At 64.4% G+C, this 22,555-nt stretch carries 19 protein-coding genes; 6 read left to right on the forward strand and 13 right to left on the reverse strand.

Going from position 1 to position 22,555, the window contains the following annotated elements; all coding sequences use genetic code 11:
- Positions 1-174 precede the first annotated feature (174 nt).
- From xylA to CXZ10_RS12440, 4 genes are all read right to left on the reverse strand, one after another.
- Complete coding sequence (xylA, locus tag CXZ10_RS12425; protein ID WP_101289660.1) at positions 175-1,491, reverse strand: xylose isomerase; 1,317 nt, start codon at positions 1,489-1,491, stop codon at positions 175-177.
- Positions 1,492-1,530: 39 nt separating this feature from the next.
- Complete coding sequence (gene xylB, locus CXZ10_RS12430; RefSeq protein WP_101289661.1) at positions 1,531-2,994, reverse strand: xylulokinase; 1,464 nt, start codon at positions 2,992-2,994, stop codon at positions 1,531-1,533.
- Positions 2,995-3,040: 46 nt separating this feature from the next.
- Positions 3,041-4,063: a LacI family DNA-binding transcriptional regulator gene (locus tag CXZ10_RS12435; protein ID WP_101289662.1), complete on the reverse strand. Its 1,023-nt coding sequence runs from the start codon at positions 4,061-4,063 to the stop codon at positions 3,041-3,043.
- A 144-nt stretch (positions 4,064-4,207) separates the two neighbouring features.
- Positions 4,208-5,593 carry a M20/M25/M40 family metallo-hydrolase gene (locus CXZ10_RS12440; RefSeq protein WP_101289663.1) on the reverse strand — a complete coding sequence of 462 codons (1,386 nt, stop codon included), beginning with the start codon at positions 5,591-5,593 and terminating at the stop codon, positions 4,208-4,210.
- Between the two features lie 710 nt (positions 5,594-6,303).
- On the opposite strand from CXZ10_RS12440, the gene CXZ10_RS12445 reads away from it, so the two are divergent.
- Both CXZ10_RS12445 and CXZ10_RS12450 read left to right on the forward strand, forming a co-directional pair.
- Positions 6,304-7,014: a helix-turn-helix transcriptional regulator gene (locus CXZ10_RS12445; protein WP_101289664.1), complete on the forward strand. Its 711-nt coding sequence runs from the start codon at positions 6,304-6,306 to the stop codon at positions 7,012-7,014.
- Positions 7,015-7,153: 139 nt separating this feature from the next.
- Positions 7,154-8,776, forward strand: a complete 1,623-nt coding sequence (locus tag CXZ10_RS12450) for a helicase HerA-like domain-containing protein (RefSeq protein WP_101289665.1) — start codon at positions 7,154-7,156, stop codon at positions 8,774-8,776.
- Positions 8,777-8,779: 3 nt separating this feature from the next.
- On the opposite strand, the gene malQ is transcribed toward CXZ10_RS12450, so the two are convergent.
- Positions 8,780-10,777: a 4-alpha-glucanotransferase gene (malQ, locus tag CXZ10_RS12455; protein ID WP_101289666.1), complete on the reverse strand. Its 1,998-nt coding sequence runs from the start codon at positions 10,775-10,777 to the stop codon at positions 8,780-8,782.
- Between the two features lie 121 nt (positions 10,778-10,898).
- A complete protein-coding gene (locus tag CXZ10_RS12460) occupies positions 10,899-11,558 on the reverse strand; it encodes a haloacid dehalogenase type II (protein WP_101289667.1) in 660 nt (219 codons plus the stop codon).
- Positions 11,559-11,760: 202 nt separating this feature from the next.
- Between CXZ10_RS12460 and CXZ10_RS12465 the strand changes: the two genes are divergently transcribed.
- Positions 11,761-12,618 carry a branched-chain amino acid aminotransferase gene (locus CXZ10_RS12465; protein ID WP_101289797.1) on the forward strand — a complete coding sequence of 286 codons (858 nt, stop codon included), beginning with the start codon at positions 11,761-11,763 and terminating at the stop codon, positions 12,616-12,618.
- Between the two features lie 239 nt (positions 12,619-12,857).
- Positions 12,858-13,169, forward strand: a complete 312-nt coding sequence (locus tag CXZ10_RS12470; RefSeq protein WP_101289668.1) for a hypothetical protein — start codon at positions 12,858-12,860, stop codon at positions 13,167-13,169.
- A 3-nt stretch (positions 13,170-13,172) separates the two neighbouring features.
- Here CXZ10_RS12470 and CXZ10_RS12475 read toward each other — a convergent pair whose 3' ends face one another.
- The 6 genes from CXZ10_RS12475 to CXZ10_RS12500 all read right to left on the reverse strand — a co-directional run bounded on the left by CXZ10_RS12475 (position 13,173) and on the right by CXZ10_RS12500 (position 20,186).
- On the reverse strand, positions 13,173-13,943 hold the full coding sequence (locus CXZ10_RS12475) for a response regulator (protein WP_101289669.1): 771 nt from the start codon (positions 13,941-13,943) through the stop codon (positions 13,173-13,175).
- A 196-nt stretch (positions 13,944-14,139) separates the two neighbouring features.
- Positions 14,140-14,736 carry a superoxide dismutase gene (locus CXZ10_RS12480; protein ID WP_101289670.1) on the reverse strand — a complete coding sequence of 199 codons (597 nt, stop codon included), beginning with the start codon at positions 14,734-14,736 and terminating at the stop codon, positions 14,140-14,142.
- A gap of 154 nt (positions 14,737-14,890) precedes the next feature.
- Positions 14,891-16,978 (reverse strand): S9 family peptidase, encoded by a 2,088-nt coding sequence (locus tag CXZ10_RS12485; RefSeq protein ID WP_101289671.1) that lies wholly within the window; start codon positions 16,976-16,978, stop codon positions 14,891-14,893.
- Between the two features lie 84 nt (positions 16,979-17,062).
- The gene (locus CXZ10_RS12490) at positions 17,063-17,416 is read right to left on the reverse strand and encodes a DUF1491 family protein (RefSeq protein WP_101289798.1); all 354 of its coding nucleotides are present in this window, start codon (positions 17,414-17,416) and stop codon (positions 17,063-17,065) included.
- Positions 17,417-17,516: 100 nt separating this feature from the next.
- Complete coding sequence (locus CXZ10_RS12495; RefSeq protein WP_101289672.1) at positions 17,517-18,398, reverse strand: peptidoglycan-binding domain-containing protein; 882 nt, start codon at positions 18,396-18,398, stop codon at positions 17,517-17,519.
- 3 nt (positions 18,399-18,401) lie between these two features.
- A complete protein-coding gene (locus CXZ10_RS12500; RefSeq protein WP_149744464.1) occupies positions 18,402-20,186 on the reverse strand; it encodes a sensor histidine kinase in 1,785 nt (594 codons plus the stop codon).
- Between the two features lie 502 nt (positions 20,187-20,688).
- Between CXZ10_RS12500 and CXZ10_RS12505 the strand changes: the two genes are divergently transcribed.
- Entirely contained in the window at positions 20,689-21,063 is a 375-nt protein-coding gene (locus CXZ10_RS12505; protein ID WP_101289674.1) for a DUF5330 domain-containing protein, read from the forward strand.
- 155 nt (positions 21,064-21,218) lie between these two features.
- Positions 21,219-21,641, forward strand: coding sequence for a SufE family protein (locus tag CXZ10_RS12510; RefSeq protein ID WP_101289675.1), 423 nt, complete (start codon positions 21,219-21,221; stop codon positions 21,639-21,641).
- A gap of 128 nt (positions 21,642-21,769) precedes the next feature.
- On the opposite strand, the gene CXZ10_RS12515 is transcribed toward CXZ10_RS12510, so the two are convergent.
- Positions 21,770-22,189, reverse strand: a complete 420-nt coding sequence (locus CXZ10_RS12515) for a Ros/MucR family transcriptional regulator (RefSeq protein WP_101289676.1) — start codon at positions 22,187-22,189, stop codon at positions 21,770-21,772.
- Between the last annotated feature and the right edge of the window lie 366 nt (positions 22,190-22,555).

Here is a 22,555-nt window from a genome sequence, read left to right on the forward strand (position 1 = left end):
TAAATGAAAGAGGCCGGGAAACCCCGGCCTCCTCCGTCTCAGGAACCCTAGAGCCTTCGCCGACCAAATTGAAACATTTGGTCGCCCAGCGACGGCTCCAGGTCATTTGTTGGAGCAGCCGCTTTTCGATCAGGTTGATTCAACCTGATCGGCGGGTGCTCTCGCGTTCGCCGATCAGCAGAACTGATTGACGATGGCTTCCAGCTTCTCCTGCTTGCCGCTCTTCGGCTCGGGATTGATGTTGTTCTTGGCAACATAATCCGCGAGGTCCTCGAGCGAACGCTTGCCGGCCAGGATGGCCTGACCCTCGGCGCCCTTCCAGCCGGCGTAACGCTCTTCGAGGTTCTTGGCCAGGCGGCCGTCCTCGATGATGGCGGCGGCGTTGAGCAGCGCCTTGGCGGCGGCATCCATCGACGCGGCATGAGCGATGACCAGATCTTCCGGATCGAGCGATTGGCGGCGCACCTTGGCGTCGAAGTTCAGGCCGCCGGTGGTGAAGCCGCCCGCCTTGATGATCTCCAGCATGGCCAGCGTCAGCTCAGGCACGTTCATGCCGAACTGGTCGGTGTCCCAGCCGAGGCGGTCATCGCCGCGGTTGAGGTCGACCGAACCGAAGATGCCGAGCGCGGCCGCCATCCCAAGCTCATGCTCGAAGGTGTGGCCGGCCAGGATGGCATGGTTCTGCTCGATGTTGACCTTGACTTCCTTCTCGAGGCCGTAGGCCTTCAGGAAGGAGTACACCGTGGCGACGTCGAAGTCGTACTGGTGCTTGCTCGGCTCCTTCGGCTTTGGCTCGATCAGGATGGCGCCCTTGAAGCCGATCTTGTGCTTGTAGTCGACGACCATGGTCAGGAAGCGGCCGAGCTGGTCCTGCTCCTGCTTGAGGTCGGTGTTGAGCAGCGTCTCGTAGCCTTCGCGGCCGCCCCACAGCACGTAGTTCTGGCCACCCAGCTCCTTGGTGATGTCGAAGACGTTCTTCACCTGCGCTGCCGAATAGGCGAACACATCCGGATCGGGGTTCGAGGCCGCACCCGCCATGAAGCGGCGGTTGGAGAACAGGTTGGCGGTGCCCCAGAGGAGCTGAATGCCCGTTTCTTCCTGCTTCTTGGCGAAGATGTCGGCGATGACGCGGACGTTCTTGTTGGATTCGGCGAGCGTCTTACCTTCCGGCGCCACGTCACGGTCGTGGAAGCAGTAGAAGGGCACACCGAGCAGCTGGAACAGGTCGAAGGCGACGTCGGCCTTCACCTTGGCGAGCTCCAGCTCGTCCGAACCGTTGAACCAGGGACGCAGGAAGGTGCCATTGCCGAACGGGTCGCCGCCACCCCAGGCGAAGGAGTGCCAATAGGCGACGGCGAAGCGGAGATGGTCCTCCATGCGCTTGCCGAGAACGACCTGGTCCTTGTTGTAGTAACGGAAGGCAAGCAGGTTGCGGCTCTCCGGGCCCTCGTATTTGACGGGCTTCAGATTGCCCCAGAACGGATGCGTCATCGTCTTTCCTCTCTTTGAAACTCGGTGCGAGCGAAATGGTCAGGCCAGCGCGTCCCGGACGGCCGGGTAGAGCGCGCGATACTTGGCGTAGCGGTCGGCATAGGCGGCAACGAGCGCCTTGTCCGGCTCGACGGTGCGGGCGACCGGCGGCGGGGTCAGGGTCTCGAAGGGATCGTCGCCGGTGGCGGCGATGCGCCCCATGCGGGCGGCGCCGAAGCCGCCGCCGTAGTCGCCTTCGGCGGTGATGTCGAGCGGCCGGTTCAGCACCGCCGCCATGATCTGCAGCCAGGCTTCCGACCGCGAGCCGCCGCCGACCGCGAAGGCGCGATCAATGTCGGTGCCGGCATCGTTGAGGACGCGCAGACAGTCGCGGAAGGCAAAGGCGACGCCCTCCAGCACCGCCTGCGTCAGTTCGGCGCGACCGGAGGTATGGCTCAAGCCGACGAACACGCCGCGGGCGGCGGCGTCATTGTGCGGCGTACGCTCGCCGGAGAGATAGGGCAGGAAGGTGACCGGAGACGGCTTGGCCGGCTTGGGATCGAGGCCCTTGGTCAGCTCCGGCGCCGGCGTCTCAAGAAGATGCGACAGCCACTGCAGGCTGTCGGTGGCCGACAGGATCACGCCCATCTGATGCCAGGTGCCGGGAACGGCGTGGCAGAAGGCATGCACGGCGCCCTCGGTGTTGGGCGAGAAGGAGGCATTGGAGACGAACAGCACGCCCGACGTGCCGAGCGAGGCGAAAGCCGCGCCGGGCTTGACGGCGCCCATGCCGATGGCGCTCGCCGCGTTGTCGCCGCCGCCACCGGCCACCACCGGCGCCTTGGCGATGCCCCAACGGGACACCAGTTCGGCGCGCAGCGCGCCGGAGGACTCGGTGCCCTCGACGAGGCGCGGCATGTGGTCGAGCGTGAGATCGGTGGCGGCCAGAAGCTCCTTCGACCAGGCGCGCTTGCCGACGTCGAGCCACAGCGTGCCGGCGGCGTCCGACATGTCGGACACATAGTCGCCGGTCAGCCAGAGCCGGACATAGTCCTTGGGCAGCAGCACCTTGGCGGTCTTGGCGAAGATCTCCGGCTCGTGCTTCTTCACCCAGGCGAGCTTGGGAGCCGTGAAGCCGGGCATGGCGATGTTGCCGGCGATGGCGCGCAGATCGGGGCAGCGGGCTTCGAGCTCGCCGCACTCGACGGCCGAGCGGACGTCGTTCCACAGGATGGCGGGACGAAGCGGCTTGTCAGCTTTGTCGAGCAGCGTCGCGCCGTGCATCTGGCCGGAAAGACCGATGCCGGCCACCGCGGAGAGTTCCTTCGGGTGGCTGACCTTCAGCTGATCGATGGCGCTCTCGGTTGCGGCGATCCAGCTGTCGCCATCCTGCTCGGACCAGCCGGCATGCGGCCGCGACACCTCGAGCGAAGCCGAGGCGGTGGCGATGATCTTCTCGCCGTCGCCGACGAGAACAGCCTTCACCGACGACGTGCCGATGTCCAGGCCCAGATAGGTGGTCATGGTCTCCTCCCAGTATACTTGAAATCCGGCTTGCTTCAGGCCCGCGCTAAAGAAGGTTGTCGCGCAGGAAAATGTCGATGCGGATCCGCTCCTGCTCGTCGATGATCTGCCAGTCGGAGGTCAGCGACAGCAGCACGCGCGCCGCCGACCGCACCTCATGACCGGGATCCTGGTTGATCACCGCGTCGATGGTCCCTCTCACCAGCGCTTCGCGGTTTTCCTCGATGAGCTCATGGGCGATGTAAACGATCTCGCGCGCCCGGCCGCTCGCCTCGAGCGCCGAGATGACGCCGGCATTGCCGGCGCCGGCGTTGTAGATGCCGGCAAGGTCGGAATGCTGGCGCAGGAGATCCTCGACCAGCTTGTGAACACGCGCCGGATCGTCGCGCCCCTCGCGCAGGGCGATGACATGCACCTCGGGAAAGTCCTGGGCGATCACTTGCTCGAAGCCGAAGCGACGCTCGGCGTGGTCGCGCAGCGCCAGCGAGCCGGCCACCAGCGCCACCTTGCCGGAATGATTGGGCAGGAAGCGGCCGATCAGCGAGCCGGCAGTGCGGCCGGCTGCAGTGTTGTCGATGCCGATGAAGCGATCTCGGCGCGAACTCGGGACGTCCGACACCAGCGTTACAACTGCGACGCCGTCGGATTTCAATGCGTTGATCGCCTCGCGCACGGCAGGGTGGTCGAGCGCCGCGACGGCGACACCCGCATAGCTATCCTGCCGAATTTCCCTCAATGCTTCGGCGAGGACCTCACCGTCGAACACGTCGACATGACGGATGTCGAAGCTCGCGCCTTTGTAGGGCAGCCAGTCGCCCAGGCGTTGGATCGTGGTTTCCAGCGCCTCGAAGAAGGGATTGTGGCCCCGCGGCAGGACAAAGGCGAAGCGACTGGTACCAGGCTGCACCCGGCCGGCCAGGCTGGACGGCGCGTATCCCAACTGGCGGATGGCGCTTTCCACCTTCTCGATGGTCACCGAACGCACGCCATCACGCCGATTCAGCACCCGATCGACTGTCGCCACACTGACGCCGGCCGCCTCGGCAACCGTCCGCAAGGTGATCTTCATTGAGGGGTCCAGCCTTCCAAATGATTTTTTTCACTCAATAAGGCTATGCAATTCCCTCGTCAATGCGCATTAGGCCGATCCGAACACTCATCCGGTGAAAACGAGCGACGCCGGCTTGAGGTCGCCGGCGTCGCTGCATCGGTCTCAGTTGGCGAGAGCGTCGAGGATGCGAACCCAGGAGCGAATGCCGCCGTGGTAGCTCGACACCTCGTATTTCTCGTTGGGTGAATGGATGCGGTCATCATCGAGGCCGAAGCCGATCATCAGGCTGTCCATGCCGAGAATCGACTTGAAATGCCCGACCACCGGGATGGAACCGCCGGAGCCGACCAGCGCCGGTGCCTTGCCCCATTCCGCTTCGAGCGCGGCGCGCGCCTTGCCCATCGCTTCGCCGTCGATCGCCAGGTGGACGGCCGGGCTGCCGCCATGCTCGCGGAACTCGACCTTGGCGTCAGCCGGCAGACGTTCCCGCACATATTGGCGGAAGGCATCGCGGATCTTCTGCGGATCCTGCCCGGCGACGAGGCGGAACGACACCTTGGCCTCCGCCGATGCCGGCAGCACCGTCTTGAAGCCGGGGCCGGCGTAGCCGCCGGCAAGGCCGTTGATCTCGCAGGTGGGCCGCGACCAGATCTTTTCCAGCACCGTGCGGTCCACCTCGCCGGCCGGCGTCGTCAGACCGGCGCCACCGAGGAAGGCGGCGGCATCGAAGCCGAGACTGTCCCAGTTGGCGCGCAGGTCCGGCGAAATGTCGGCGACGCCGTCATAAAACCCGGGCACGGTGACGCGTCCCTGGTCGTCGTGCAGACCGCCGAGAATCTTGGTCAGCACGTGCAGGGGATTGAGCGCGGCGCCGCCGAACGCGCCCGAATGGAGGTCGTGACTGGCGCAGTTGAGCGAGATCTCCTCACCGACGAGGCCGCGCAGCATGGTGGTGACGGCGGGCGTCTTGCGATCCCACATCTCGGTGTCGCAGACGAGCGCCACGTCGACGGAAAGCTCTTCCTTGTTGGCCTCAAGGAAGGGAATCATCGATGGCGACCCCGATTCCTCTTCGCCCTCCGAAAAGAAGGTGACGTTGACCGGCAGCGTGCCTGTCTCGGCAATCAGAGCGCGACAGGCCTCAAGAAAGGTCATCAACTGGCCTTTGTCGTCCTGTGCGCCGCGCGCAAGAATGCGCTCGCTGCCGTCGGCCAGCTTTTTCACCACGGGCTCGAAGGGCGGCGAATCCCAGAGGTCCAGCGGGTCGACTGGCTGGACGTCGTAGTGGGCATAGAACAGCACGTGCGGCTTGTCGGGGCCGGCCTTGGTGTAGTGGCCGACCACCATAGGATGCTTCGGCGTCGGCCGCACCGAGGCGTCGAAGCCCAGCGCGGTCAGTTCGCCCACCAGCCAGGTGGCGGCGCGGGTGCAGTCGTCCTTGTAAGCGGGATCGGCGGAAATCGAGGGAATGCGCAGGAAATCGAACAGGCGATCGAGGCTGTTGGGAAAGTCGGCGTCGACGCGGGACAGAACGGCATGAACGGACATCGGTGTCTCCAGGTGAGATGATCCCTTATAGTCCAATCGCTGCCGGCGCGACGAGCCCCAAGCCGCCTGCCGCCACAATGCCACGGGCATACGCCCAGAGATGTTGCGTGTTATTGAATATGCAAGAAATACTATAAAATCCCATCCGCATTTATTTCCACTGTTATCGGAACGGCTTCGGGCAAGTTTTTTCCCTGCGACAGGCATTTCCGGACCCCAATCTTTATGAAATTCAGAGTGGTGAATTCTCAGAATGTAATCAGAAGGGGTATTTCCCGCAGCGACCAAATGAAAAAATTTCGGTCAGATAATTGAAACCGCTTCACCGTCGCATGTGCGAGTCATGTTTCTGAATGAATACATCATGTTTTTTTCATATAATCTGACGGAGAGACACCGAAGCGAAAGTCGATACTGAGATCGACTCCGAGAAAACTGTATTGAATCCGTCAAAACTGGGAGAACATCGAAGATTATGCAAAAACATAAATAGGATAAATGGTTCGTAGTTTCCCTTTTTGATCCGATGGACATAGCATTTCGTGTGATATTGTCCGCTTTTCTCCCTAAAGCCTTTATCTGGTTCGGAATGTGCTCTAGAAGGAACCTATTCGATCGCTCATGCGTTCTCATGCGAAAAGTAGCTTAAGCATGCGAACGCATGCCCCGAACTGACGATCTTTCGGGTGGCTGTGGAGGTGGGGCGAACCATGAATACGCCGGATGACATCCTAGCTGACGCAGTTGGCCTCCGCACATACTCCAGTGCAAACAAGATTTTCGAGGTCATCGAACGCCGTCTTTTGGGACATGGCGCCAGTCATGTGTTGATCTCCGGCCTGCCGATGCCGGGGCGGCCGGTGGAGCCGCTGGTTCTCCACATTCGCTGGCCGGATATCCGCTCCGAGCGTGGACAGCTCATTACCATCTCGAAGGGGGACCCGGTGCTGGAGCGCTGCCGCGTCGCCCACCGGCCCTGCCTCATCGACGGCGTCAGCATTTCCGGTCACTCGGATCTGGTAGCCGCCGCCGGCCCCGAGGCTTCGGCGCGTATCGTGGCGGTGCCGATTACCTCGATTCCACCCTACCAGGCGGCGGTCATCGGCCTGGGCGAGGCGTTGTCGCTGACCGAGCTCGATCTCGTCGCCTTTGACTTTCTCTGCAATCAGGCCTTCCGCCGCTTGAGGGCGCTCGGCTACCTCATGGATTCCCGGCCGGGCGATCTGTCGACCCGTGAGCGCCGCGTTCTCGAACTGACGGCGCTAGGCATGACGGCCCAGGAGATCGCCGAGAGCCTCAACATTTCCCAGCGTACGGTGCATGCCCACCTTCAGAACGCCGGCGAGAAACTGGATGCCACCAACAAGACCCAGGCAGTGGTCGAGGCGTTGCGCTACGGGCAAATCTCGCTCGCCAGCTGACGCCTGTCCGCGATAGTGTGGCCAAGGCCCGCCGGTCCACCGGCGGGCCTTTTCGTTGACCTTCGATCCAATGGCGGCGTTGAGGGACAACCGGGCGCTGGGTTAGAACTTGGGGCCGATGCGGATATAGGAGCCGAGCATGCTGGAAGAGGGCAGGGTCTATCTGGGATCGAGCACGAAGCCCGAATATCTGACGCTGAAGCTCGCCAACCGGCACGGTCTCATCACCGGCGCCACCGGCACCGGCAAGACGGTGACATTGCAGGTGCTGGCCGAAGGCCTGTCGGATGCCGGCGTGCCGGTGTTCTGCGCCGACGTGAAGGGCGACCTCTCAGGCATCGGCGCCCCCGGCGAGGCCAAGGACTTCCTCGAGGAGCGGGCGCGCTCCATCGGCTTTTCCGACGAGTACCAGCTCCGCGCGGCTCCTGCCGTCTTCTGGGATCTGTTCGGCGAAAAAGGCCATCCGGTCCGGACGACGATTTCCGAAATGGGGCCTCTCCTGCTGTCGCGCCTTCTCGAACTCAACGAGACGCAGGAAGGCGTGCTCAACATCGTCTTCAAGGTGGCGGACGACGAGGGGCTGCTGCTGCTCGACCTCAAGGATCTGCGCTCTCTGCTCACCTATGTCGCCGAAAATGCCGATGCCGTGGGGGCGAGCTATGGCAACGTCGCCAAGGCGACGGTGGGCGCCATCCAGCGGCAGCTTCTGGTGCTGGAGCAGCAGGGCGGCAATCACTTCTTCGGCGAGCCGGGCTTGCAGATCTCCGACCTGATGCAGGTGACGGGCGACGGCAGGGGCGCGGTCAACGTGCTGGCCGCCGACAGGCTGATGCAGACGCCGCGCCTTTACGCCACCTTCCTGCTGTGGCTGCTGTCGGAGTTGTTCGAGGATCTGCCGGAGGTTGGAGATCTCGACAAACCCAAGCTCGTCTTCTTCTTCGACGAGGCGCATCTCTTGTTCGACGAGGCGCCCAAGGCGCTGATCGACAAGGTGGAGCAGGTGGTCAAACTGATCCGATCCAAGGGTGTCGGCATCTACTTCGTCACGCAGAACCCCCTCGACATTCCGGAAAGCGTGCTCGCCCAGCTCGGCAATCGCGTGCAGCACGCGCTACGCGCCTATACGCCGCGCGAGCAGAAGGCGGTGAAGGTGGCGGCCGAGACCTTCCGGCCCAATCCCGATTTCGACACCTTCACGGCGATCACCGAGCTCGGCCAGGGCGAGGCGCTTGTCTCCATGCTGGAAGGCAAGGCGGTACCGTCGGTCGTGGCCCGCACCCTGATCCGTCCGCCGTCATCTCGGCTCGGGCCGCTGAAGGATGAGGAGCGGGCGGCGCTGATCGCGGCGAGCCCGCTCACGGGATATTACGACGAGGCGGTCGACCGGGAATCCGCCTTTGAAGTGCTGAAGGCCCGCGCCAGCGGTGTTCAGCAGCCGCACGAACCGGTGGAGGCGCCGCGCAGGCGCGAGAGCCCAGGCTTCAGCGTACCGGATTTCGGCTGGAGCCGCAGCCGACCCACCGCACCTGAGACTCGCTACGACGAGCCTGACCGCCGGCCGCGTCTCGACGAGTATGAAAGTGCAGCCGAGCGCCGCCGTCGCGAGGAGCGAGCCTCCCGCCGCGACACCTATGGCTATGGTGGTCGGCAGACGGTGGCCGAGGCCGCCATCAAGTCGGTCGTCCGCTCGGTGTCGAGCCAGGTCGGTTCGCAGATCGGCCGGGCGCTGGTGCGTGGGGTGCTTGGAAGCTTGCTGAAGTAGCCGTCACCAGCTTTGGGCGGGCGGCTCCTTTCGGGCCGCCGCCAGCGTGTCGATGCGCTGGGCGGTGTCCGGCTCGGCGAGAAGCGCCTCGAGCGGCGCAGTCATGCGCCGCCGCCAGTTGGGATGCTCGGCGATGGTGCCGGGCAGGTTGGGCTGCTCCTCGAGCGCCAGAATATCCTCGAGCGGTGCGATCGCGAGGCGCGAACGCGCCCGTCCGATGTGGCGGAGCGCCGCTTCGACCACCGGAGCCGGATCGTCGGACGCGGGGCGCGGTTCGCTGCCGCCGAAGGTCGCCCACAGAAGGCCACGGTCCCAGGCTCGCCGGTCGTCTTCCCGCTCGCGGTTGGAATCGACAGGAAGGCGACCAAGTTCGTCAGCCCAGTCGAGATCGCGGCCCGTCCACCAGCCGGCAACGGTGGCGGTGTCGTGGGTGCCAGTCATCGCAACGCTATCGGGCGGATAATCCTGCGGACCGATGAAGCCGTGATCGAGCGCCCGCTCGAACCACAGGACGCGCATCCCGAGCATGCCCTCGGCATCGATCGCCTCGGCGAAGCCGCCCGGCTTGGTGCCGAGATCCTCGGCGACGATGAGCGCCTTGGCTCGGTGGGATTCGAGCGCCGCGATACGGGTAAGGTCGCGGAAGGGATAGACGAGATAGGCGCCATCGTTCGACGATCGCCCTTCCGGCATGACCCATAGGCGTGACAGTCCGAAGGCATGGTCGATCCTGAGGCCACCGGCCCGACTCAGCGCCGACCGGAGCGTGGCGATCCATGGTGCATAGCCGCTTTCGGCGAGGCCGCGTGGGGAGAAGGTGGTGAGCATCCAGTTCTGCCCGAGCGGGCCGAGCGGATCGGGCGGCGCGCCGATGGTGAGGCCATGGAGCAGGTGATCGCGCAGGCTCCAACTGTCGCTGCCGCCGGTGTGGACGCCGACCGCGAGATCGGCCAGAAGGCCGACGGCCATGCCCGCCGCCTCGGCATGGTCCTGCACGGCAACAAGGCTCTCGTGAGCCAGCCATTGGACGAACAGATGGAAGGCGATCTCGTCGGGGTTCTCGGCGGCGAACTGCCGCACGGCCGCGCCATCGGGATCGTGGAACGGCGCCGGCCAGGTTCGCCAGCCGTCGAGCCCGCGTGCCCGGAACCGCGTGTCGAGCGCGTCGAAGATGGCATGGCGGCGCAACGCATCGCCTTCGGCCAAGCTGTCGCTGACGACACGGGACCGAAACTCCGGCGTCAGCGCGTCGAAGGTCGCCCTGAGCTGGGCAAGCCGCTTCGGCAGCGCGCCTTCCCAGTCGATCAGCGCCTCGCCGTCCTCGCCGGCCGGCAGCGGCGGCAGACCGACCAGTGCCGGATCGCCCATGGCGCCGTTGAGGAACAGACGGCTCGACGGCGAATAGGGGCTGAAGCCGATGCCGTGCCCCGGAAAGAGGGCGTGGACCGGGTTGATCATGACGACATCGGCCCCACGGGCCGCGAAACGCCGCACGGCGTCATCGAGATGGCCGAAATGGCCGAAGGGCTGCGGCACCTCGCCACGCAGCGACGGGATCTGGATCGACGGCCCCCAGACACGGCGGTCGGCGCCAAGGCCGTCGAGGCCATGGCAGCGGGGCGGGGCGACGGCAAGCGTCAGATCGTGCGAGCCGATGGCGAGACGGTAGTAGCCGGGCTCATCCACCGCCGGCAGATGGCCGCCCTCGATCCGCAGCATCCGGCTTGTGCCATTCTCCGCCACCAACTCTGCGCGGGTCAGACTGTCAGGCAGCGCTATGGGCCTGCCGGCATCGGCGACGAGCAGGGCCGGCGGTCGCCGCCTCTCATCCTCGATCTGCGCCAGGCTGAGCGCGATGGCCGCCGCGCTATCTGCCGGATAGCCGAGCGCGGTGGCGACGGCGCCAAGCGCCTCGTCGCTGACCGTCTGCGGCCGGCCGGCGACATCCCACCAGTTCCGCACCAGGCCGATTGCCGCGGCGAGCGCGTGAAGCTCGGTCATGTCTGCCTCCACTGGGACTGCGGCGGAACCTCGCCGGCATCGCTGAACGCCCTGCCGGAACCGGCGGCTTGGGCAAGGTGGGATGAAGCTACGTTTTCCGGCACGAAGCGGCCATCGCTGGTCAGAGCTTGGTGAGGCCGGTGAGGTCGGGCAGCTCGGCCGCCGGGCGCATGTCGGGATATTCGTCGAGCGCACCTGCGCGATTGATCCAGACGGTGCGGAAGCCGAACTTGGAGCCGCCGGCCACGTCCCAGCGGTTGGACGACTGGAAGGAAATGGCACTCGGGAAAACGCGGAAATGCGTGGTCGCCATCTCGTAGACGCGCGGGTCCGGCTTGTAACAGCCGATCATGTCCACCGACAGTACGTCGTCGATGATGTCTCCGAGACCGGCGGCCCGGATCGCCCGGTTGAGCATCAGAGGGCTGCCGTTCGACAGGATGGCGATGCGGGTGCCGGCGATCTTCAGGTCGCGCAGCACGGCCGGCACTTCGGGAAAGCAGTCGCAGCTGCGATAGGCTTCGAGCAGCTTCTCCCTGAGGTCCGGGTCGACCTGCGGATAGGCGGCGAAGGCCGCGTCGAGCGCGTCCTTGGTCAGCGCCCAGAAGTCCTTGTAGGCGCCGGTTGCCGATCGGATCCAGGAATATTCGAGCTGCTTGGTGCGCCAGAGTTCGGAGAGGCGCTGCGCATCCGGCCCGAGTTCGGCGGCGTGCCGGCGGACGGCCGAGTGGACGTCGAACAGCGTGCCATAGGCATCGAACAGAAAGATCGGATGGTACATACGCTGTCTCCGCTTTCAGCCGCCGATTCGTGCATCCGGCGGCTTTCGCAACTTCGGTATCGGATATATTCGGTTATCTTGAAACCGGCAAAACAGACATGCGGGAAAGCCTGCAGAGGGGCGGGTTTTCATCGGGCCGTTGCCGCGCCGCCGCGTTGAGCGACGACGAGGTGCCGACCGCAGCGAGAAACGGAAGGACAGTATCGTGGCTTGGTCTCAGACCTGGACGTGGTTGGATGGCAAATGGCACGAGGGCAACGTGCAGATCATGGGCGTCAGGACGCATTCGTCCTGGCTCGGGTCGTCGGTGTTCGACGGCGCCCGCTATTTCGAGGGCGTGGCGCCCGATCTCGACCTCCACTGCCAGCGCGTCAATCGCAGCGCGCTTGCCATGGGGCTTGATGCCCTTCACCCGGCCGAGGAGATCGAGGCGCTGGCCCGCGAGGGCTTCTCCCGCTTCTCCGGTGACGCGGCGCTCTACATCCGTCCAATGTACTGGGCCGAGGAGGGGGGCTTCATGGGCGTGCCGCCGGAGGCCGGTTCGACCCGCTTCTGCCTCACTCTCTACGAGGCGCCCATCCCGTCGATCGACGAAGGCTATGCCGTGACCGTCACGCGCTACCGCCGTCCGCTGCCGGAGACGGCGCTGGTCAACGCCAAGGCCGGTTGCCTCTATCCCAACAATGGCCGCGCGATGCTTGAGGCCAAGGCCAAGGGCTTCGACAATGCCGTGCTGCTCGACGTGCTCGGCAACGTCTGCGAACTCGGCACGGCCAACCTGTTCATCGTCAAGGACGGCGTGGTGATGACGCCGGCCGCCACCGGCGTGTTCCTCGCCGGCATCACCCGGTCGCGCATCCTCCAACTTTTGCGCGACGACGGTTTCGACGTGCGGGAGTGCGTGCTGAAACTGGAGGATCTCGCCGCTGCCGACGAGATTTTCGCCGCCGGCAACTACGGCAAGGTCACGCCGATCGTGCGTTTCGAGACGCGCGATTTCCAGGTCGGACCGGTGACCCGCCGCGCCCGCGACCTCTACTGGGCCTTTGCCCACGCCTGATACCGCTTCCGTCAGGTTTCGACCTTCCGGGGCGGAACCTGACGGAAGCGGAAGCGCCCAAGCGGGCGCCGGCCGGTCAGGCCGAAACCCGCTTGAGCTGGATGAGTCCAGATCAAGCGGATCGGGTGTAATCGGCGCGATTTCCTTGCTCCATCCCCTTGAAAACGTCGCTCTCGCGGCGGATTTCAAGGGGATGCGATCCCGGCGGTGCCGGTCGCACGGATTGCGAGGAGGTTGGCATGCGAACGGCAACGATTCTGGGATTGACGATAGCCCTCACGTTTGGCGCCGCGCTTCCGGCGGCGGCCGCATCCTTCATTGCCAGGCCGACCGAGCCCTTGGCCTGTCCGGGCGGGGCAACTGGTGCAAAACTCTGGCAGGGCTATTTCCACGGCCGCAAGGAGACGAACAGCGGCTGGATGAAATATGAAGATACCGCCGAGCGTTTTTGCTTCCGGACGGAAAAGCTGTGCCGCAACTGGCTCTACAACATGCAGAGCGAGTATACCTACATGGTGTGGTCCGCCGTCTGCACCCGCGGCGGCGGCTGACGCTCAACCGTTCCGGGTCGGCTGCGACGGCCCGCGCGGCCGCCTGGAGCGTTTGACCACCACCGGAACCACGGGCGTTGCCCGCGCGCCGACGAGGTCGCCATAGACGGCTTCGTTGGTCTTCTGGCGGAAGCCGATATGGGTGATCGAGAAGCCCGGGTTTTCCGGAAGGGGCGGCGGAGGCACATCGGGAGATGCATCCTGCAACAGGCCCCGATTGCGCAGCGAGGCCGCTTCGCGCAAGGCCAGCAACCGCTCCTCCGAGACGATTTCCGCCGGCTGGCCAGAGCGGCGCTCGGGCCCACGGTAGGTCGGATCGTTGCGTCGCCGGCGATCCGGACCGAAATAGCCCGATCCGGTCTTCACGTAGACGCGTGGCCGTCCGAACACGGTCAGCAGCCGCTCGGCGAGATAATTGGACGACATCGGCTTGACGGCGATTTCGTCGATGCCGGCCATGACGGCCTTCTGCACGTTCTGCCGGCTGGCGTGGCCGGTCATCAGCAATATCGGCACCATGCGATTGACGACGGCGCCGCCGTGACGGATGCGGTCGGCAAAGGCAAATCCGTCCATCGGTTCCATCCCGAGGTCCGACATGACGAGATCGACGTGATGGTTGGTCAGGAACTCAAAGGCTTCCTCGGTGCCGGAAAACTCGTGAATGTCCTGAAAGCCGAACTCGCCAAGCATGCCGGCCACGAAGCGGCGAAACCGAGGGCTATCGTCGACGATGACGATCGTTCGAGCGATGTAGTCCGTCAGTTTAGGCATGATGCCCCGTCAGCCGTTGCACGAGTGGAAACAATGACCCGGGGGCGAACCACTCCGGGACCCACAACGACAGTGATAGTGGCAAGCGTTGCGCCGGACAACACATATCGCCGAAAAACAACAGGGGCTTCGGACAAGCCGAAGCCCCCATGAAATGCGTAGCGTCTTGACCAGCGGAACGCCGTGAGAAACCCGATCAGCCAGCCTTGCTGTAGAGTTCGGCAACGAACTCCCAGTTGACGAGGTTGTCGAAGAAGGCTTCGAGATACTTCTGACGCAGGTTGCGATAGTCGATGTAGTAGGAATGCTCCCATACGTCGACACCGAGCAGCGGCGTGGCGCCGGAAACCAGCGGATTTTCGCCATTCGGCGTCTTGGAGATGGCGAGCTTGCCATCCTTCAGCGACAGCCACGCCCAGCCGGAGCCGAACTGCGTCATGCCGGCCTGGATGAAGTCGGCGCGGAACTTGTCAAGGCCGCCGAGGTCCTCGTTGATCTTGTTGAGGAGCTCGCCGGGAATGGAGCCGCCGCCATTCGGCTTCATCCACTGCCAGAAATAGAAGTGGTTGTAGTGCTGGGCGACGTTGTTGAAGAGGGCGGGGTTCTTGCCGAAGGAGCCCTTGACGACCTCCTCGATGCTCTTGCCTTCCCACTCGGTGCCCTTGATCAGGTTGTTGCCGTTGTTCACGTAGGCAAGATGATGCTTGTCGTGGTGATACTCGAGCGTCTCGCGCGACATGTAGGGGCCGAGCGCGTCATAGGCATAGGGAAGGTCATTGAGCTCGAAAGCCATGGTCGTCTCCTCTCAGGGAAAAAACAGCGTTCTGAAACCGAGCATCGCCGTCGGGCGGTGGTGCATGCGGAATAGATAGTCACTTTTCCTGATGGCGGCAATGAGTCGCGTGTCGATTCATGGCTCCCATGCGCCAATCGATGAACAAAACAAATTACTTAGCTCTTCCCATCACCTTTAACGCGAAGGCATATTCGAGCGCCGTTTCCTTCAGCTCGTCGAAGCGGCCGGAGGCGCCGCCATGGCCCGCGTCCATGTTGATATGCATGACCTGCGGGTTGTCGTCGGTCTTCAGCGCCCTGAGGCGGGCGATCCATTTTGCCGGTTCCCAATAGGTGACGCGCGGGTCGGTGAGGCCGGCCAGCACGAACATCGGCGGATAGGCCTGCGTCATCAGGTTTTCATAGGGGCTGTAGGATGCGATCAACTGGAAGTCGGCGATGCTTTCCACTGGGTTGCCCCATTCGGGCCATTCCGGCGGCGTGAGCGGCAGCGTGTCGTCGAGCATGGTATTGAGCACGTCCACGAACGGGACGGCGGCCAGCACCGCCCCCCAGAGCGATGGCGCCAGATTGGCGACGGCGCCCATCAGCATGCCGCCGGCCGAGCCGCCATGGGCGACGATGCGCCCCTCCGAGGTGAAGCCTTCGGCCGCGAGATAACGGGCGGCAGCGATGAAGTCCTTGAAGGTGTTCGGCTTGTTGTCGCGCTTGCCGGCCAGGTACCAGCGGTGGCCCTTCTCGTTGCCGCCGCGGATATGGGCGATGGCGTAGACGAAGCCGCGGTCCACCAGCGACAGGATGCGCGTCGAGAACGAGGCGGGAATGGCGATGCCATAGGCGCCATAGCCGTAGAGAAGGCAGGGCGCCGAGCCGTCGAGCGGCGTGTCGGCACGATAGAGCAGGGTGACCGGAACGCTCTCGCCATCGGCGGCCGGCGCCATGACGCGGCGCGTCACGTAGTTAGTTGGCTCGTGGCCGGACGGAACCTCCTGGGTCTTCCTCAGGAAGCGCTCGCCGGTCGACATGTCATAGTCGTAGACCTGTGCCGGCGTGGTCGGCGAGGAGTAGGTGAAGCGGACGACGTTGGTGTCGAACTCATAGGAGCCGGACAGCCCGAGCGAGTAGGCCTCTTCCGGAAACGAGATGGCGTGCTCGTGCCCGCTCGAAAGCTCGCGGATGACGATACGTGGCAGGCCACCCACCCGCTCGAGCCGCACCATGCGTCCCTGGAAAATCGACATGGACAGGATGAGGCGGCCCGGCTCGTGGGCAACGACATCGACCCAGTTGTCTCGGCCGGGGTTCTTCAGCGGCGCATTGACGATCTTGAAGTCCTCGGCGCCATCGGCGTTGGTCAGGATGTAGACGCGGTCGTCGCCATCGTCTTCGATCGAATACTCCACCTCGGTTTCGCGCGCCGTGACGAGACGCGGCGAGCTGTCTGGCGCCGCTGCGTCGATCAGGCGGACTTCCGAAGTCTGGTGATCGTGGGAATCGATGACGATGAAGCGGCCCGACTGGGTCTTGTCGACACCGCAGAAGAAGCCGGAGTCCTCCTCGACGTAGACGACGATGTCCTCCGAGGTCGGGGTGCCGATCACGTGCCGCAGCACCTTCTCGGTCCGGTGGTTGTCGTTGACGTAGGTGTAGAAGAACGAGCGGGAATCGGCCGCCCAGGCTACGCCGCCAGCGGTGTTGGGAATCTCGTCGGGGAGGTCGGCGTCGGCATCGAGATCGCGGACACGGATGACGTGGAACTCCGAGCCGGTGTCGTCGACGCTATAGGCGAGCAGCTTGTGATCGGGGCTGTGGCTGGCGCCGCCCAGGCTGAAATAGGGTTTGCCGCGCGCCATCTCGTCGGCGTCGAGCAGCAGTTCCTCCGGGCCGCCGTCGCGCAGGGTGCGGACGAGGCGGGGATGTTGTGCGCCGGTCAGATAACGGCTGGCATAGGCATAGGGACCGTCAGGAAGCGGCACCGAGGAATCATCTTCCTGGATGCGGCCGCGCATTTCGGCCACCAGCGCTTTCTGCAGGTCGACCGTGTCGGCCATGTAGGCGTCGCAGAAGGCGTTCTCGGCGTCGAGATGGGCACGGATGCCGGGATCGAGAAGGTCGGGATCTCGCAGGACGTCCTGCCAGTTGTCGGCGCGAAGCCAGGCATAGTCGTCGACGAGATCGACGCCGTGGACGGTCGTCACAACAGGCCGCTTCTCGGCGAAGGGGGGCTTCATCTCGGTCATGGATGCTCCGAAAAACTGCAAAACGGCTGGAGGGATAGCCCCAAAGATGCCGGCAGGGCAACTGTCAAACACGCCGCCGGACGATCAGGTTCCGATAATGTCGAGGTCCGACGTGCCCTGCCGGTCCTCGGTTTCGATGATCCAGCAGTCGCCGTCGAAGCGCCGTTCGGACCGCAGGCGGGCATCGACGTCCGCCTCGGAAACGCCGGCGAGCACCTGCTCGAACACGCGGCCGCCGGCCACAGACGGGTCGACGTCCCCCAGGTAGACCTGTGGCGCCGGGCCGTAGAGATCGGCGGTGCCGTCCAGGCGGGATACCTTGACGAAAATGGCCCCGGCCTCCGCGGCGCCCTTGCCGACGACCGCCGTGAAATGTCCGGCGTCGTTGCGACGGCGGACATAGGCCGAGACGAAGAAATCGGAGGTGATGCGGGCCATGGCCATGCTCGAAGGCGGAACCCCGTTCAAACCACGGGTTGGCGCCGAGGGCAAGGCCTGTCCGTTCTCAGGTCTGAAGGAGGAGCGATAGACGCAGAATCTAGAGGCCGCCGACCTTGACGAGCTGGGAGACAAAAGCCTCGTCGATGGTTCCGCTCTGCGGCAGGTTGTAATAGGCCTGGAAACGCTTGATGGCGTCCCGCGTCTCGGCAGACATCACCCCGTCGATCGCCACCGGTCCGAAGCCCTGCTGGGAGAGCGAGCGCTGGATGCGCGCAAGGTTGGGATCCGCGGCGACCGGAGCCGGCGCGGCGCTCGCGGCAGGCTTCGGGGGCGCCTCCGAGGGACTGGCCGAGGCGATGAGGTCGGCTATGCCGTCTGCCGATATGTCCTCGGGCGTCGCTTGGGCGGTCGCCGGCGGCGCGATGGCCGCGCCGGGTTTGGGTCTCGGCATCGGCGCAGCGGGGTCGGCGGGCAACGAGGCGACCGTCAGCGGATCGGCAGCAACAGGGACTTCGGAGTTGAGGCTGGCTTTCGGACGAACGGACCGGATGGCCAGCAGCACGTTGTTCGACGGCTCGCCGGTCGGCGTCAGGCGGAAGGCCCGCTCAAAGGCGAGAATGGCCTGGGAGGTCTGCGGACCGTCGAGGCCGTCGACCTCGCCCTTGTAATAGCCGAAGTCCTTGAGGCCCTGCTGGATGTCGGCGATCAGGCTATGATCGGTAGCGCCGACGGCGGATCCGTCGGAAGACCGCAAGGCTGGCGCCTGCGAGGCTGCCGGGACGGCCGTGGCAACGGGCCGGGTGCCGACGAACAGCGGCGCCGGATGGGTGCCCGGTTGCAGGGCGAGGGCATTGGTCATGATGGCGACGGCGGTCGCCGTCATCATCAGGCCGCCGGCAGTCGCCATCGGATTGCCGACGGCACCCCTGAGCAGAAGGGCGACAAGTCCCGTTTTCTCCTGGGTCTTGCGTCCAGCCATGCGTCAGGCCCTCCGCGCCACGCGCTGGATCTGATCGACATCCAGAACGCGGGAAATCGGTTCGGCGCTATCGCGCGACGGCTGCATCGGCAGGAGAACGGTGACCGTAGTCCCCTTGCCGAGGTCGGAGTCGATCATCACCTGGCCGCCATGCAGCGCCACGAGGCCTTTCACCACCGAAAGACCGAGGCCGGTGCCGGCCTGCTTGCGGTCATAGCCGGTCTCGGCCTGGAAGAACGGGCTGCCGACGCGGCAAAGGTCCTTCTCGGCAATGCCGATGCCATTGTCGCGCACGGCGATCGCCATGCGGCGGCCCTGACGGCGGACCGAGCAGATCACGTGACCGCCGCGATTGGAGAATTTCACCGCGTTGGACAGAAGGTTGAGAACGATCTGACGGCAGGCGCGCGGGTCCGCGACAAGCTCCGGCAGGTTGGGCTCGATTTCCGAGGTCAGGATGACGCCGGCCTTCTCGGCCTGCGGCGCCATCATCTGCCGGCAGCGATCGACCAGCGGGCCGACGCGGAAGGCTTCGGGATTGACGTCGAAGGAGCCGCACTCGATCTTCGACAGGTCGAGAATGTCGTTCACCACCTGCAGGAGGTGCTCGCCGGATTCCTTGATGAGGCCGGAGTACTCCCGCTGCCGATCGAACTCGAACTTGCCGAACAGTTCCTGGTTGAGGATGTCGGAGAAGCCGATGATGGCATTGAGCGGCGTGCGGAGCTCGTGGCTCATGTTGGCGAGGAAGCGGGTCTTGGCGAGGTTGGCCGCCTCCGAATCGGCGCGCAGGGTCTCGAGCTCGGCTTCGTGCTGCTTGCGCTCGGAAATGTCGCGGGTGACGGTCACCACGGCATCGTCGCCCTGTTCGTCGGCGAGATGACGCATGTGCGATTCGACCCAGATCCAACCATCGGTGTCCTGCTCGTCGCCGCAGCGCAGACGATACTCGACCCGCGCGGCGCCCTGGTGCAGCGCCACCGAGATGGCCGAGAGATAGGCCGGGCGGTCGCCGATGTGAACGCGGCGGAACAGGCCCTCGGCGATAAGGTCGGATGGCCGAACCGAAAGGAGCCGCATGGCGGCCGGAGAGGCGAAGGTGACGTCGCCCGAGGGATTGTGGCAGGTCACGAGGTCGCTCATCGCCTCGGCGAGCAGGCGATAGCGCTGCTCCTGACGGGCGATGGACAGCGACGTGGCGCGTTCGCGACGCTCGATGCCGATGGCAACGCCGGAGGCGTAGCCGAGGGCGACGACGCAGGCGAGGAAGTTCATGGTGGTGCTGTCGCCGGCGAAGGCGAAGGCCTGGCTGGCACCGCCGGTCGCGGTCAGGAAGATGGTGAGCAGGAAGCCCGCGCCACTGATCAGGGCCGCGCCGGCGACGGTCGACCGCCGCCCCGACAGGGCCGCTTCGATGGGCGCGATGGCGAACCAGACGACGGCAAACGAGCCGAGACCGCCGGTGTGGAGGGCGACCCAGACGGCGAGCGTGGTTAGGATGGCCGCCGACAGAAGGTAACCCTGCGCCAGCCTGCCGGTGCGGGAAACGAACAGCGCGACGAGAATCTCGAGCCCGAGGATGGAAAGGGCGGTTGCCGTGAAACCGGCAGAGGACGGATCGACGGCAAGTGCCGGCGGAATGAGGCCGAACGCGGAAAAGCCGCTGACCAGATGCGAGCCGATGAATCCTCTGTGTCTGTCGACCTCGACCGGATCGTCGACCACCGAGCTATGCACAAGGTGATCAAACGAGCGCTCCAGCGCGGCTCTGATCTCACAGTTACGCAACACGCATCCCCATCGCAGGTGGGCCGGCGCCGTCGCGGGATTCCCGCTCAAGCACTGCCGACATGCTGACCCTGAATGCCCGAAAGTCTCCAGCTGTGCCGGCTACGCTTCGGGGACGGGCCATTTGTCTTTTCTGTCATCACGGTGCCACGTGCCCCTTTATGGAATGTTGATGGGAGGCATGGGGTGAGGGGGTGAGACGCCTCCAAAAAGGGATTTGGTCGAAAAGATCGAATTCACGGTTAAGCGTGGGTGAACGATCCGGATCGGCGATCGGAAGCCCGCGATAAATCTCGCAATTTCGCCCCGATCCACGGCGGAACCTGTGGATCGATAAAATTGGACTCAAATTTTCGTCGAATTTCCCTGCGATTTGAATGATCGGCCTAATTCGATCCTAAAAGGTCCCTGCTAGAACCGGGAACATCGAACGGACAGCGACGGTTTCGGCCGCGAAAGATCCGGACGCCCTCACGGGCGATGAACAACAGGGAAGTGCGTCATGATGTTTCTCCTGAGGACGGCGTTCTGGCTGTCCGTTGTCATCTTTCTCATTCCCGTCGACCACGCTGCCGAGCAGCGGGCGGAGACAGCCAAGGTGCAGCCGATCGGCGCCCTGGAGGCTGCGAGCGCCGCCCAGGCGACCATCTCCGACATGAGCGGCTTCTGCGGGCGCAACCCGACCGCCTGCGACATCGGCGGCCGCATCGCCACCACCTTCATGCTGAAGGCCCAGACCGGGGCTCGCATGGTCTACGATTTCATCGACAGTTCGCTTGCCGACAAGGCCGGCGCCAACGTCGATCACGGCACGCTGACGGCCAACGATCTCGCCCCCGCCTGGCGCGGACCCGGCAAGGCGCCGCAAGGCATCTGAACGGCCACGCCGGCCTTGCCGGCGGCCCATGTTTCCCTGCCTGGCGGCATGTCCGCCGGGAACTCGACCGCCGCGGCCCCAGGGTCCGGCGGTCTCTTTCTTTACAAGGGCCGGCGGTCTATACCGGGGCGGCACTTGAGACATGGAGACGGAACGTGGCGGCGACCCTCGACGAAATACGGGAGAACTTCTCGCTTCTCGACGATTGGGAAGACCGCTACCGCTACGTGATCGAACTCGGCAAGGAACTGGAACCACTCGCCGAGGCCGACCACAGCGACGACAACAAGGTGCGCGGCTGCGCCAGCCAGGTATGGCTCAAGCCCCAGCTTTCCGGCGATGACGCCGATCCTCTGCTCACCTTCGTCGGCGATTCCGATGCTCTGATCGTTCGCGGGCTGATCGCCATCCTGCATGCCACCTATTCGGGCAAGCATGTCTCGGAGGTTCTGGCGATCGATCCCGAGGCCATCTTCAACGAACTGAATCTGCGCGAGCATCTTACCCCGCAGCGCTCGAACGGCCTGAGGTCGATGGTAGAGCGTCTGCGCAAGATCGCTCAGGAAGCTCGGGTCTGAGCTCATCCTGCGATGGCCCGGCTTGAGGTCGCCCGGCCACGTCGGTGAGCCAATCGCTGCGTCACGCGCACAAAAGAAAAGCCCGGCTGCGAGGCCGGGCCTGTCTCGATCTATCGGGCGGCAGCCGATCAGCGGCTGCGACGACGCTGCTGGCCGAGGCCCATCTTCTTGGCGAGATCCGAACGGGCGGCCGCGTAGTTGGGGGCCACCATCGGGTAATCGGCCGGCAGGCCCCACTTCTCGCGGTATTCTTCCGGCGACATGTTGTAGTGGGTGCGCAGGTGCCGCTTGAGCGACTTGAACTTCTTTCCGTCCTCGAGACAGATGATGTAGTCGTTGGTGACCGACTTCTTGACCGGAACAGCCGGACGAACCGGCTCGGCTTCGACTTCCTGCGGGGCGCCGCCCTGCACGCGGTTGAGAGCACCCACGACGTCGAAGATCAGGTTCGGCAGTTCCGCAGCCGGAACGGAATTGTTACCGACATAAGCGGCGACGATATGCGCTGCAAGGTCGATTATCGTCAGGTCGTCTTCCATCTCGCTCATCTTGTTACCTGTCATGCTTGAATTTGGATATTTCTGTTGCGTCTCGTCAACTGCTCCGCAAGCGGAGAATTTTTTGAAGAATTCTACCTGCGAAACCGCAACAAACCCATGATCTGCTGTCGGACATGTCATTACAGCGCTTCAAAAATGAAAACAAGTGGAACTTGGAAATGAGTAACACTAATACGATGAAAACCGCACTCCTGCACCGCGAATGCTAGGAAAACTCCCGCTAGACGCTTACTGCACACTAACGTTGCCTGAGGCTGGATGGGCTGGATGATGACGAGACTCGAGCTCCTTCGGATTATCTCGGTGCGCCGAGTCCAGTTCGGACGATTCGTCGTCGCGCCTGTCTGAGGTTGC

This window comes from Pleomorphomonas diazotrophica (assembly GCF_002844595.1).
Lineage (GTDB): Bacteria > Pseudomonadota > Alphaproteobacteria > Rhizobiales > Pleomorphomonadaceae > Pleomorphomonas > Pleomorphomonas diazotrophica.